Here is a 13,789-nt window from a genome sequence, read left to right on the forward strand (position 1 = left end):
ACAATGTCTTCACGTAAATTCGGCCTGAACCTGGTTGTGGTGCTGGCCATCGCCGCGCTGTTCACCGGGTTCTGGGCACTGATCAACCGCCCGGTCTCCGCCCCCGCCTGGCCAGAGCAGATCTCTGGCTTTTCGTATTCGCCTTTCCGCCTGGGTGAAAGCCCGCAGAAGGGCCAGTACCCCACTGACGACGAGATGCGCCAGGACCTGGAGCAGTTGAGCAAACTGACCGACAGCATCCGTATCTATACCGTGGAGGGCACCCAGGCCGACATCCCGCGCCTGGCCGAAGAGTTCGGCCTGCGGGTGACGCTGGGGATCTGGATCAGCCCGGACCTGGAGCGCAACGAACGCGAAATCGCCACCGCCATCCAGCTGGCCAACACCTCGCGCAGCGTGGTGCGGGTTGTGGTCGGCAACGAAGCGCTGTTCCGTGAAGAAGTCACCCCGGAAAACCTGATCAAATACCTGGACCGGGTACGCGCAGCCGTCAAGGTACCGGTCACCACCAGTGAGCAATGGCACATCTGGAAGGAAAACCCCGAGATTGCCAAGCACGTCGACCTGATTGCCGCGCACATCCTGCCCTACTGGGAATTCGTGCCGATGAAGGATTCGGTCGAATTCGTGCTCGACCGCGCCCGTGAGCTGAAGCACCAGTTCCCGCGCAAACCCCTGCTGCTGTCGGAAGTCGGCTGGCCGAGCAACGGTCGCATGCGCGGGGGTGCCGATGCCAGCCAGGCCGACCAGGCCATCTACCTGCGCACCCTGGTCAACACCCTCAACCGCCGTGGCTACAACTACTTCGTCATCGAAGCCTATGACCAGCCGTGGAAGGCCAGCGACGAAGGTTCGGTAGGCGCCTACTGGGGTGTGTACAACGCCGAGCGCCAGCAAAAATTCAACTTCGACGGCCCGGTGGTGGCGATCCCGCAGTGGCGTGCCCTGGCGGTGGCCTCGGTGGTGCTGGCGATGATCGCGCTGATGGTGCTGTTCATCGACGGCTCGGCCCTGCGCCAGCGCGGCCGCACGTTCCTCACGTTCATCACCTTCCTGTGCGGGTCGGTGCTGGTGTGGATCGCCTACGACTACAGCCAGCAATACAGCACCTGGTTCAGCCTCACGGTGGGGGTGCTGCTCGCCCTTGGCGCGCTGGGCGTGTTCATCGTGCTGCTGACCGAGGCCCATGAATTGGCCGAGGCGGTCTGGATACACAAGCGCCGACGCGAGTTCCTGCCGGTGCAGGCCGACAGCGCCTACCGGCCCAAGGTGTCGGTGCATGTGCCGTGCTACAACGAGCCACCCGAGATGGTGAAGCAGACCCTCGACGCCCTGGCCGCGCTGGACTACCCCGACTACGAAGTGCTGGTGATCGACAACAACACCAAGGACCCGGCCGTGTGGGAGCCGCTGAAGGCCCACTGCGAGAAGCTCGGCGAGCGCTTCAAGTTCTTCCACGTCGCGCCACTGGCCGGCTTCAAGGGCGGCGCGCTGAACTACCTGCTCCCGCACACGGCCAAGGACGCCGAAGTGATCGCGGTGATCGACTCGGACTACTGTGTGGACCGCAACTGGCTCAAGCACATGGTGCCGCATTTCGCCGACCCGAAAATTGCCGTGGTGCAATCGCCGCAGGACTATCGCGACCAGCACGAAAGCGCCTTCAAGAAGCTGTGCTACAGCGAGTACAAGGGCTTCTTCCACATCGGCATGGTCACCCGCAACGACCGTGACGCCATCATCCAGCACGGCACCATGACCATGACCCGGCGCACGGTCCTGGAAGAGCTGGGCTGGGCCGAATGGTGCATCTGCGAGGACGCCGAGCTGGGCCTGCGCGTGTTCGAGAAGGGCCTGTCGGCCGCCTACGCCCACAACAGCTACGGCAAGGGCCTGATGCCCGACACCTTCATCGACTTCAAGAAGCAGCGTTTCCGCTGGGCCTACGGTGCCATCCAGATCATCAAGCACCACGCCAGCGCGCTGCTGCGCGGCAAGGGCAGCGAGCTGACCCGTGGCCAGCGCTACCACTTCCTGGCCGGCTGGCTGCCATGGGTCGCTGACGGCATGAACATCTTCTTCACCATCGGCGCGCTGCTGTGGTCGGCGGCGATGATCATCGTGCCGCACCGGGTCGACCCGCCACTGATGATCTTCGCCATCCCGCCGCTGGCGCTGTTCTTCTTCAAGGTCGGCAAGATCATCTTCCTTTACCGCCGCGCGGTGGGGGTCAACCTCAAGGACGCCTTCGCCGCAGCGCTGGCTGGCCTGGCGCTGTCGCATACCATTGCCAAGGCGGTGCTGTACGGCTTCTTCACCAGCAGCATGCCGTTCTTCCGCACGCCAAAGAATGCCGACAGCCATGGGCTGCTGGTGGCACTTTCCGAAGCGCGGGAAGAGCTGTTCATCATGTTGCTGCTGTGGGGTGCGGCGCTGGGTATCTACCTGGTGCAGGGGCTGCCGAGTTCGGACATGCGCTTCTGGGTGGCGATGTTGCTGGTGCAGTCGTTGCCGTACGTGGCGGCGCTGGTGATGGCGTTGCTGTCATCCCTGCCCAAACCGGTAGAAAAGGCCGCTGAGCCGCAACAGGCTTGAGATTGCCGGGGGGCTGCTTTGCAGCCCTTCGCGGGCTTGCCCGCTCCCACAGGTTTCGCGTTGAGTGCGGGCATGCGCAATTCCTGTGGGAGCGGGCAAGCCCGCGAAGGGCCGCAAAGCGGCCCAAGTCGCTTAACTGGCTGGCATTACCCCATTGGCCCTTCGGTTTGATATAAGATAACGCCCCTCAGATTTCCCCGCCTTGCCTTGCCCCGGAGTTCCCCATGACGGCCCCTGCCGAGCTCTCGCCTACCCTTCAACTGGCCTGCGACCTGATCCGTCGCCCCTCGGTCACCCCTGTCGACGCCGACTGCCAGGCGCAGATGATGACGCGCCTGGGCGCCGTGGGCTTCGAGCTCGAGCCGATGCGCATTGAAGACGTAGACAACTTCTGGGCCACCCACGGCAGCCAGGACGGCCCGGTGCTGTGCTTTGCCGGCCACACCGACGTGGTGCCCACCGGCCCGGTGCAGCAATGGCAGCACGAACCGTTCGAAGCGCTGATCGACGCTGACGGCATGCTCTGCGGCCGTGGCGCCGCCGACATGAAAGGCAGCCTGGCCTCCATGGTGATCGCCAGCGAGCGCTTCGTGCACGACTACCCGAACCACCGCGGCAAGGTCGCCTTCCTGATCACCAGCGACGAGGAAGGCCCGGCCCACCATGGCACCAAGGCAGTGGTCGAGCGCCTGAAAGCACGCAACGAACGCCTGGACTGGTGCATCGTCGGCGAGCCCTCCAGCACCACCCTGCTGGGTGACGTGGTCAAGAACGGCCGCCGCGGCTCGCTGGGTGCCAAGCTGACCGTGCGCGGCAAGCAAGGCCACGTGGCCTACCCGCACCTGGCCCGCAACCCGATCCACCTGGCCGCTCCGGCCCTGGCGGAACTGGCAGCCGAGCACTGGGACGAAGGCAATGCGTTCTTCCCGCCGACCAGCTTCCAGATCTCCAACCTCAATTCCGGCACCGGCGCCACAAACGTGGTACCAGGCGACCTGACCGCGCTGTTCAACTTCCGCTTTTCCACCGAGTCCACCGTCGAAGGCCTGCAGGCACGGGTGTCGGCGATTCTCGACAAGCATGAACTGGATTGGTCGATCGACTGGGCGCTGTCGGGCCTGCCGTTCCTCACCGAACCTGGTGAACTGCTCGACGCCGTGGCGCACAGCATCAAGGGCGTCACCGGCCGCGACACCCAGCCATCTACCAGCGGCGGCACCTCCGATGGCCGCTTCATCGCCACCATGGGTACCCAGGTGGTCGAGCTTGGCCCGGTCAACGCCACCATTCACCAGGTGGACGAGCGGATCCTGGCCAGCGACCTCGACCTGCTGACCGAAATCTACTACCAGACCCTGGTTCGGTTGCTCGCCTGATGCTCGCCTGCCCCCTTTGCCAGGCGCCGCTGAGCCGGCTCGACAACAGTGTGGTGTGCCCCGCCGGCCACCGCTTCGACCGCGCCCGCCAGGGTTACCTGAACCTGCTGCCGGTGCAGCACAAGAACAGCCGCGACCCGGGTGACAACCAGGCCATGGTCGAGGCCCGTCGCGACTTCCTCGACGCTGGCCACTACGCCCCGGTGGCCCGCCGCCTGGCCGAACTGGCCGCCGAGCGCCAGCCCGGTGCCTGGCTGGACATCGGCTGCGGCGAAGGTTACTACACCGCGCTGCTCGCCCAGGCCCTGCCGGCTGCCGACGGTTACGCCCTGGATATCTCCCGCGAGGCGGTCAAGCGTGCCTGCCGCCGTGCGCCCGAGGTCACCTGGATGGTCGCCAGCATGGCCCGCGTGCCGCTGGCCGACGCCAGCTGCCAGTTCATCGCCAGCGTGTTCAGCCCGCTGGACTGGGCCGAGGCCAAGCGCCTGCTCAGCCCCGGCGGCGGCCTGATGCGGGTCGGCCCGACCAGCGGCCACCTGATGGAGTTGCGCGAGGTGCTCTACGATGAAGTACGCCCTTATGCCGACGACAAGCACTTGGCCCTCGTCCCCGAAGGCATGGCCCACGCCCACAGCGAAACGCTGGAGTTCCGCCTGAGCCTGGCCGTGCCCAAGGCGCGCGCCGACCTGCTGGCCATGACCCCGCACGGCTGGCGCGCCAGCGCCGAAAAACGCGCCTTGGTGATCGACCAGCCCGAGCCGTTCGAGGTCACGGTTTCCATGCGTTATGACTATTTCGTGCGCCAAGACTGAGCACACCCGGAGCCCTTATGCGCCAACCCGATATCGAGATTTACCTGAAGGACGCCGACGTCGACCACAAGCAGATTGCCGAGTGGCTCGCCCAGGAGATTGGCCCCTGCAGCGAATGGCAGCAGAAAGGCCAGACGTTCAAATGCAAGGCCGGTAACATTCCGGTCACCTGGTTACCCAAGGCTGTAGGGAAATGGAACAGCCTGTACCTGGAAAGCGATCAGACGCCATGGGCCGATGATATCGCCTGCGCCCGCGCTGCATTCGCTGCACTGGGTGTGGAAGTGCGCTGCGCGCCGGGTGGCTGGGTAGAGGAAGACGGGGAAGAAGATGCCGACCGCTGGGTCCGCATCAGCGCCGACGGTGAAGAGGAAATCACCTGGCGTACTTCTTGAGCGGCAAGCTTTAAGCTGCGAGCTTCAAGAGGGATCGCATCAGGCTGCAAGTACACGGTCACTTGCAGCTTGAGGCTTACAGCTTGAGGCTCAGAGCCCTACTACGTCTTCGGCTTGCAGGCCTTTCTGGCCCTGCACGCAGGCGTATTCCACCCGCTGCCCTTCGACCAGGGTACGATGCCCCTCACCGCGGATCGCCCGATAGTGGACGAACACATCCGCACCACCTTCGCGCTGAATGAAGCCATAACCCTTGGCATCGTTGAACCACTTTACATTCCCAGTCTCACGAGACGACATCTGAACTACTCCGGATTTTTATTGTGAAGATCGCCTTGTAGGCATGAGCTCACGGCCCCGTGCCAACGCCGCTTGCTGAAATATCCTGCAAGTGGCAGGCCGAGTATATGACACAGAACAAAAAAAATTGATGACGGTCCCGCCGTTGGCCGTTTTTTGCTGAACTTACGCCGATACGGCAGACTAAATAGCTGGATACTCACCTGAACATCACACCCAGGGCACTCACCCCATGACCCGTTCCCCCCTGCGCCGCCTGATCTTCGGCGCCCTGCGTCGCCTGTTGTACCTGTGGGTGCGCTCCGAGACCATCAACCAGTCTTCCATGTCCCTCAACCTCGACCGCAGCCGGCCAGTGTTCTATGCACTGCCCTCGCCCGCGCTCACCGACCTGGCGGTGCTCGACCACGAGTGCACCAAGGCGGGGCTGCCGCGCCCGGTGCTGCCGGTGGCAGTCGGCCCGCTGCAGGAACCGGCCGGGTTCTTCTACCTCACCCCCGACCCGGACTGGCTTGGCCGGCAGGATAAAAGCGGCGCCCCGCCCACGCTTGAGCGCCTGGTGGCTGCCGTCAGCCAGCATGCCGAAGAAGATGCGCAGATCATTCCGGTCAGCGTGTTCTGGGGCCAGACCCCGGCCAGTGAGTCCAGCCCGTGGAAGCTGCTGTTCGCCGACAGCTGGGCGGTGACCGGGCGCCTGCGCCGGCTGCTGACCGTGCTGATCCTGGGGCGCAAGACCCGGGTGCAGTTCTCCGCCCCCATCCACCTGCGCGAACTGGTACAGCACAACAAAGGCCACGAACGCACCGTGCGCATGGCCCAGCGCCTGATGCGCGTGCATTTTCGCAACCTAAAGACCGCCGTCATCGGCCCGGATATCTCGCACCGGCGTAACCTGGTCAAAGGCCTGATCCATGCCCCGCAGGTGCGCCAGGCCATCGTCGACGAGGCCCAGCGCGAGAACCTGCCGCTGGCCAAGGCCGAAGCCCAGGCATTGCGTTATGGCAACGAGATCGCCTCGGACTACACCTACACGGTCATCCGCTTTCTCGAAGTGGTGCTCAGCTGGTTCTGGAACAAGATCTACGACGGCATCAAGGTCAACCATATCGAACAGGTCCAGGGCATCGCCCCCGGCCACGAAGTGATCTACGTGCCGTGCCACCGCAGCCACATCGATTACCTGCTGCTGTCGTACCTGCTGTTCCGCAACGGCCTCACCCCACCGCACGTGGCCGCCGGCATCAACCTCAACATGCCGGTGGTGGGTAACCTGCTGCGCCGTGGCGGCGCCTTCTTCATGCGCCGCACGTTCAAGGGCAACCCGCTGTACACCGCCGTGTTCAACGAGTACCTGCATACCCTGTACACCAAAGGCTTCCCGGTCGAGTACTTCGTCGAAGGGGGCCGCTCGCGTACCGGGCGCATGCTGCAGCCGCGTACCGGGATGCTGGCCATTACCCTGCGCAGCTTCCTGCGCTCGTCGCGCACACCGGTCGTGTTCGTGCCGGTGTACATCGGCTACGAGCGCGTGCTCGAAGGCCGCACCTACCTGGGCGAGTTGCGCGGCGCCAGCAAAAAGAAGGAGTCGGTGTTCGACATCTTCAAGGTGTTTGGCGCGCTCAAGCAGCGCTTTGGCCAAGTCTACGTCAACTTTGGCGAACCCATCCGCCTCGCCGGTTTCCTCGACGAGCAGCAGCCCGGCTGGCGTGAACAGGATCACGGCCCGCAGTACCGCCCGGCCTGGCTCAACGCCGCCACCACCCGCCTGGGCGAAACCGTGGCCCGTCACCTCAACGAGGCGGCCGCCATCAACCCGGTCAACCTGGTGGCCCTGGCGCTGCTCTCCACCAGCCGCCTGGCCCTGGACGAACGCGCCCTGACCCGCGTGCTCGACCTGTACCTGGCCTTGTTGCGCCAGGTACCCTACTCGCCGCACACCACCCTGCCCGACGGCGACGGCCAGGCACTGATCGAACACGTGCGCAGCATGAACCTGGTGGCCGAACAGAAGGACGCCCTGGGCCGCATCCTCTACCTGGATGAAGGCAATGCGGTACTGATGACCTATTACCGCAACAACGTGCTGCACATCTTCGCCCTGCCGGCGCTGCTGGCCAGCTTCTTCCTCAGCAGCTCGCGCATGAGCCGCGAACTGCTGGGCCAGTATGTGCACGCGTTGTACCCGTACCTGCAGGCCGAACTGTTCCTGCGCTGGACGCCAGCGCAGCTGGACGAGGTGATCGATCAATGGCTGGCCGCGCTGGTCGAACAAGGCCTGCTGCGCCAGGAGAACGACGTGTACGTACGCCCGGCGCCCAGCTCGCGGCAGTTCGTGTTGCTGACCCTGCTCGCCCGCACCATCACCCAGACCCTGCAGCGCTTCTACATGGCCACCTCGCTGCTGCTCAACAGCGGGCAGAACACCCTCAGCGCCGAAGCGTTGGAAGACCTGTGCGTGATGATGGCCCAGCGCCTGTCGATCCTGCATGGCCTGAATGCCCCGGAGTTCTTCGACAAGACGCTGTTCCGCCACTTCATCCAGACCCTGCTCCAGCAAGGCGTGGTGCATGCCGACGGGCAAGGCAAGCTGGGTTATCACGACAAGCTCGGCGAGCTGGCCGAGGGCGTGGCCAAGCGTGTGCTGTCGGCCGAGCTGCGGCTGTCGATCCGCCAGGTGGCCCTGCACCGTGACGATGGCCTGGAAACTTCGACCCTCTAACGGTTCATCTACCGGGAAAATCCGCTAAAGTCCCTGGGGTTGGCCACAAGCCAGCTCCAAGGACCAATGGAGATTCCATGAAAAAGCTCTTTATGCTGTGTTGCGCATCCCTGCTCGCAGCCTGTTCCAGCCAAACCCCATCCACCCACACCCAGGCCAGCCTGGACGGTGAAGTCTTCTACCTGCAGCGTATCGCCCTGCCGCCTGCGGCTACCTTGAGCGTGGAGCTGCAAGATGTTTCGCTGATGGACGCCCCTGCCGTGACCCTCGCCCGCCAGGCCGGCCCGGTCAAAGGCAACGTGCCGCTGCCGTTCCACCTCAGCTACGACCCTGCCCAGGTCAAACCCGGCCACCGCTATGCAGTGAGTGCGCGCATCGAGCTGGAGGGCAAGCTGCTGTTCATCAATACCGAACACCATGGTGTGTTGCTCGACGGTAGCGACCCGAAATCGGTACGCATCAAGGTCGACCCGGTTCGCTGACACCCGTATTTATCCGTCTACAAGGAAAGCTTCATGATCCGCACTTCCCTGCGCTTCACTACCCTGTGCGCCGGCCTGCTGCTGTCGGCCAGCGCCCTGGCCCTGTCGCTGGGCGACCTGAGCCAGAAAGACGCCACTGGCGGCCTGAAAGATACCCTGACCCAAGGCGCGCAGCTGGCCGTCAAGCAGTTGAGCACCCCGGGTGGCTTCAGCAACAACCCCGACGTGCGCATCGAATTGCCGGGCAACCTGGGCAAGGCAGCCAAGGCCATGAAGATGTTCGGCAAAGGTGCGCAGGTCGATGCCCTGGAAGCCAGCATGAACAAGGCCGCCGAAGCCGCCGTGCCGCAGGCCCAGGCGATTCTGGTGGATGCCGTGAAGAACATGAGCGTGACCGATGCCAAGGGCATCCTCAGCGGCGGTGACGACTCGGCCACCCAGTACCTGAACAAGAGCAGCCGCGAGCAGATCCGCGCCAAGTTCCTGCCGATCGTCAAGCAGGCTACCGACAAGGTTGGCCTGGCCCAGCAGTACAACAACTTTGCCGGGCAGGCCGTGGCACTGGGCGTGGTCGACGCCAAGAGCGCCAGCATCGAGAACTACGTGACCGAGAAGGCGCTGGACGGCCTGTTCGAGATGATTGGCAAGCAGGAGCAGAGCATTCGCCAGAACCCGGCCCAGGCCGCTACCAGCCTGGCCAAGAAGGTGTTCGGCGCCCTCTGATCCACAACTGCTTGTAGGAGCAGCCTTGTGCTGCGAAGAGGCCGGTGCAGCAAATGAAAATTCATCTTGCTGTCCCGGCCTCTTCGCAGCACAAGGCTGCTCCTACAGGACGGTGACCTCCGTCAGGTTTTCTTCACCCTGAACCACGCCGCATACAACGCCGGCAGGAACAACAGGGTCAACGCCGTGGCCACGATCAACCCACCCATGATCGCCACCGCCATCGGCCCGTAGAACACACTGCGTGACAACGGGATCATCGCCAGTACCGCCGCCAGCGCGGTCAGCACGATCGGCCGGAAGCGCCGCACCGTGGCTTCGATGATCGCCTGCCAACGCTCCATCCCCGCCGCAATGTCCTGCTCGATCTGGTCCACCAGGATCACCGAGTTGCGCATGATCATCCCCGCCAGGGCAATGGTGCCCAGCATGGCGACAAAGCCGAACGGCTGGCGGAACACCAGCAGGAACAGGGTCACGCCAATCAGCCCCAGCGGTGCGGTGAGGAACACCATTACCGTGCGCGAGAAGCTGCGCAGCTGGATCATCAGCAGGCTCAGCACCACCACCACGAACAGCGGCATGCCGGCGTTCACCGACTTCTGCCCACGCTCGGAGTCTTCAACCGTACCGCCCACTTCCAGCAGGTAGCCATCTGGCAGCTTGGCGCGTATCGCCTGCAGGGTCGGCTCGATCTGCTTCACCAGCGTGGCAGGTTGCTCCTTGTCGTAGATATCGGCGCGTACGGTCACCGTCGGCAGGCGGTTGCGGTGCCAGATGATGCCTTCCTCGAAGCCGTACTCCAGGGTCGCTACCTGCGACAGCGCCACGCTCTGGCCGTTGTCGGTGGGCAATGCCAGGCTACCGAGGTTGCCCAGTTCGCCGCGTTCCTTTTGAGTGCCACGCAGCAGGATCTCGATCAGCTCGTTGTCCTCGCGGTACTGGCTGACCGTGGTACCGGTCAACGAGCTTTGCAGGAAGCTGGACAAGTGCGCGGTGCTCACGCCCAGGGCGCGGGCGCGGTCCTGGTCGATTTCGAGGAACACTGCCTTGCTGGGTTCTTCCCAGTCCAGGTGTACGTTCACCACATGCGGGTTCTCGCGCACCTTGTCGGCCACTTCCCGGGCCAGCGCACGCGCCTTCTCGATATGCTCGCCGGTGACCCGGAACTGCACCGGGTAGCCCACGGGTGGGCCGTTTTCCAGGCGTGTGACCCGGGCTCGCAGGTCGGGGAATTGCTGGTCCACGGTGCTGATCAGCCAGCTGCGCAGGCGCTCGCGGTCCTCCATCGACTTGGCCAGCACCACGAACTGGGCAAAGCTGGCGGCCGGCAGTTGCTGGTCCAGCGGCAGATAGAAGCGAGGCGAACCGGTGCCCACATAGGCCACGTAGTTTTCGATGCCGTCCTGCTGCTTGAGCAATGCCTCCAACTGCTTGACCCGTTCGGCGGTATTGGCCAGCGAAGCACCTTCGGCCAGCTTCAGGTCAACCATCAGCTCTGGGCGCCCGGAAGCCGGGAAGAACTGCTGGGGCACGAAGCGGAACAGCAGGATGCTGCCGACAAAGGCCGCAATGGTCAGCAGGATCACCGTCTTGCGCCGCCGCACGCACCACTCCACCACACGTCGCACACGCTGGTAGAACGGCGTGGCGTAAGGGTCTGGCGCGTGGCCGTCCTTGCCATGGCGGGCAGCGTGCAGCTTGGCCAGGTCTGGCAGCAGGCGCTCGCCCAGGTAGGGCACGAACACCACGGCCGCCACCCATGAGGTCAACAGGGCGATGGTCACCACCTGGAAGATCGAGCGGGTGTATTCGCCGGTGCTGGAAGCCGCGGTGGCGATGGGCAAGAAGCCCGCCGCGGTGATCAGGGTACCGGTAAGCATCGGGAAGGCCGTGCTGCTCCAGGCATAGCTGGCCGCCTTGAGCCGGTCGTAGCCCTGCTCCATCTTGATCGCCATCATTTCCACGGCAATGATCGCGTCGTCCACCAGCAGCCCCAGCGCCAGCACCAGGGCGCCTAGGGAAATCTTGTGCAGGCCGATGCCGAAGTAGTGCATGGCGGCGAAGGTCATGGCCAGTACCAGCGGGATGGCCAGCGCCACCACCAGGCCGGTGCGCAGGCCCAACGAGAAGAAGCTCACCAGCAGCACGATGACCAGTGCCTCGACCAGCACCTGGACAAACTCGCCAACCCCCGCCTTGACCGCTGCCGGCTGGTCCGAGACCTTGCGCAGCTCCATGCCGGCCGGCAGGTTGCGCGCCACACGCTCGAACTCGCCTTCCAGGGCCTTGCCCAGTACCAGGATGTCGCCGCCGTCCTTCATCGACACGGCCAGGCCAATGGCATCCTCGCCCATGAAGCGCATGCGCGGCGCGGGTGGGTCGTTGAAGCCACGGTGCACTTCGGCCACATCGCCGATGCGGAAGGTGCGGTCACCTACACGGATGGGGAACTGGCGAATCTGCTCAACACTGTCGAAGCGCCCGCTCACCCGCAATTGCAGGCGTTCGCTGGGTGTTTCGAAGAAGCCGGCGGTGCTCACCGCGTTCTGCTCCTGCAGGGCCTTCTGCACAGCCTCCAGGGGTACGCCGAGGGTGGCCAGCTTGAGGTTGGACAGCTCGATCCAGATTTTTTCGTCCTGCAAGCCGACCAGCTCGACCTTGCCCACATCCTTGACCCGCTGCAGCTGGATCTGGATGCGGTCGGCGTAGTCCTTGAGCACCGCGTAGTCGAAGCCCTTACCGGTCAGCGCATAAATATTGCCGAAGGTGGTGCCGAACTCGTCGTTGAAGAACGGGCCCTGGATCTCCGGTGGAAGGGTGTGGCGAATGTCCGCGACCTTCTTGCGGATCTGGTACCACAGCTCGGGGATGTCCTTGGAATGCAGCGAGTCGCGGGCCATGAAGGTGACCTGCGATTCACCGGGGCGCGAGAACGAGACAATCTTCTCATACTCGCCGGTTTCCATCAGTTTCTTCTCGATACGCTCGGTGACCTGGCGCGACACTTCCTCGGCGCTGGCGCCCGGCCACAGGGTACGAATGACCATGGCCTTGAAGGTGAAGGGCGGGTCCTCGCTCTGGCCGAGCTTGGTGTAGGACATGGCGCCAATGGCCGCCAGCAGGATCATCAGGAACAGGACGATCTGGCGGTTGCGCAGCGCCCAGGCAGAAAGGTTGAAACCCATCGGGACTTACTCCTTGGCCGTCAGCTTCACTACACGGTTGCTGCGGTCCACAGGGCGTACCTCCTGGCCCTCACGCAGTACATGGCCACCGGCGGCAACCACCCAGTCGCCGGGGGCAAGGCCCTCGAGCACTGGCACACTGTCGCTGCCGTACGCCCCCAGGCGCACCACGGCCCGCTCCAGGCGGCTGTCCTTGTTGACCCGCCACACATAGGCCTGGCCGTTTTCCGCCGTAACCGCTGACAGCGGCACTGCCAACGGGATCAGCCCCTCGTGAGCGATGAACACCCGGGCACTCTGGCCCAGCTCCGCCGGCGTGGCGGTCGAGGTAAAGGCGATACGCGCAGCGTAGGTACGTGAGCGTGGGTCGGCGGCTGGCGACAATTCGCGGATGCGCCCCTGGAAGCGCTCTTGCGGGTGCGACCAAAGCTCCACGCTCACCGGTTGGCCCACGGCAAAACGGGCGAACTGCTGCTCCGGCAGGCCGATCATCACTTCGCGCTCGCCATCGGCGGCCAGGGTGAACACGGTTTGCCCGGCGGCAACCACCTGGCCCACTTCGACCTGGCGCTTGGCAACCACCCCCGCCTGCGGCGCGCGCAGCACGGCATATTCGGCCTGGTTGCCCGCCACATCGAACTCGGCCTTGGCCTGTTTCAGGCGGGCAAGGCCGGCGCGGTAGAGGTTTTCGGCATTGTCGAACTGGGAATGGCTCACCATCTGCCGGTCCAGCAGCTTCTGGTAGCGGTCACGCTCGGCGCGCACCAGCGCCAGGTTGGCCTCTGCAGCCGCCATCTGGGCGCGGTTGGCTTCCAGTTGCAGGCGCACATCCTGCGGATCCAGCTCGGCCAGCGGCTGGTCGGCCTTCACCCGCTGCCCTTCCTCAACCAAGCGCTTGGTGACCTTGCCGCCAATGCGGAAGGCAAGGTCCGGCTCGAAGCGCGCACGCACTTCGCCGGGGTAACTGTCGGCAGCGGCTTCGGCCGGCTGCGGCTGCACCACCAGCGCCGGGCGCGGTGCGGCAGGCGGGGTGGCTTCCTGACCGCATGCCGTCAGTAACAACGCGGCAACGGCGGACAGAGCGATGGACAAGGCATGGCGCAACATGATGAATCCTTTCGCGGAGGGCGCTTCGAATATTTATACTGGCAAGTATATTAAATCAGGCCACCGGTGCCGGGAAGCCAGCGTTACAAAGA

Annotated in this window: 10 protein-coding genes; 7 read left to right on the forward strand and 3 right to left on the reverse strand. The window is 64.4% G+C overall.

From position 1 onward, the window contains the following. The first annotated feature begins 3 nt into the window (after positions 1–3). From ABOC32_RS26345 to ABOC32_RS26360, 4 genes are all read left to right on the forward strand, one after another. Positions 4–2,595 (forward strand): glycosyltransferase, encoded by a 2,592-nt coding sequence (locus ABOC32_RS26345; protein WP_016501175.1) that lies wholly within the window; start codon positions 4–6, stop codon positions 2,593–2,595. A 224-nt stretch (positions 2,596–2,819) separates the two neighbouring features. Then, positions 2,820–3,971 (forward strand): succinyl-diaminopimelate desuccinylase, encoded by a 1,152-nt coding sequence (gene dapE, locus ABOC32_RS26350; RefSeq protein WP_426809434.1) that lies wholly within the window; start codon positions 2,820–2,822, stop codon positions 3,969–3,971. Next, complete coding sequence (locus tag ABOC32_RS26355; protein ID WP_426809435.1) at positions 3,971–4,783, forward strand: putative RNA methyltransferase; 813 nt, start codon at positions 3,971–3,973, stop codon at positions 4,781–4,783. The genes dapE and ABOC32_RS26355 overlap by 1 nt, the downstream gene beginning before the upstream one ends. 17 nt (positions 4,784–4,800) lie before the next feature. Beyond that, positions 4,801–5,178, forward strand: coding sequence for a hypothetical protein (locus ABOC32_RS26360; protein WP_426809436.1), 378 nt, complete (start codon positions 4,801–4,803; stop codon positions 5,176–5,178). A 90-nt stretch (positions 5,179–5,268) separates the two neighbouring features. Here the strand turns inward: ABOC32_RS26360 and ABOC32_RS26365 are convergent, their stop codons facing one another. After that, a complete protein-coding gene (locus tag ABOC32_RS26365; protein ID WP_003252255.1) occupies positions 5,269–5,478 on the reverse strand; it encodes a cold-shock protein in 210 nt (69 codons plus the stop codon). A 232-nt stretch (positions 5,479–5,710) separates the two neighbouring features. On the opposite strand from ABOC32_RS26365, the gene plsB reads away from it, so the two are divergent. The 3 genes from plsB to ABOC32_RS26380 all read left to right on the forward strand — a co-directional run bounded on the left by plsB (position 5,711) and on the right by ABOC32_RS26380 (position 9,402). After that, positions 5,711–8,197, forward strand: a complete 2,487-nt coding sequence (gene plsB, locus ABOC32_RS26370; RefSeq protein ID WP_426809437.1) for a glycerol-3-phosphate 1-O-acyltransferase PlsB — start codon at positions 5,711–5,713, stop codon at positions 8,195–8,197. A 77-nt stretch (positions 8,198–8,274) separates the two neighbouring features. Beyond that, on the forward strand, positions 8,275–8,679 hold the full coding sequence (locus tag ABOC32_RS26375) for a YbaY family lipoprotein (protein WP_426809438.1): 405 nt from the start codon (positions 8,275–8,277) through the stop codon (positions 8,677–8,679). 33 nt (positions 8,680–8,712) lie between these two features. Beyond that, a complete protein-coding gene (locus ABOC32_RS26380) occupies positions 8,713–9,402 on the forward strand; it encodes a DUF4197 domain-containing protein (RefSeq protein WP_234227319.1) in 690 nt (229 codons plus the stop codon). Between the two features lie 122 nt (positions 9,403–9,524). Here ABOC32_RS26380 and ABOC32_RS26385 read toward each other — a convergent pair whose 3' ends face one another. Continuing rightward, positions 9,525–12,590, reverse strand: coding sequence for an efflux RND transporter permease subunit (locus ABOC32_RS26385; RefSeq protein ID WP_426809439.1), 3,066 nt, complete (start codon positions 12,588–12,590; stop codon positions 9,525–9,527). A gap of 6 nt (positions 12,591–12,596) precedes the next feature. After that, positions 12,597–13,697 carry an efflux RND transporter periplasmic adaptor subunit gene (locus tag ABOC32_RS26390; protein ID WP_426809440.1) on the reverse strand — a complete coding sequence of 367 codons (1,101 nt, stop codon included), beginning with the start codon at positions 13,695–13,697 and terminating at the stop codon, positions 12,597–12,599. Positions 13,698–13,789 lie beyond the last annotated feature (92 nt).

This window comes from Pseudomonas sp. WOUb67 (genome assembly GCF_050058005.1).
In the GTDB taxonomy this organism is placed as follows: Bacteria; Pseudomonadota; Gammaproteobacteria; order Pseudomonadales; family Pseudomonadaceae; genus Aquipseudomonas; species Aquipseudomonas putida_R.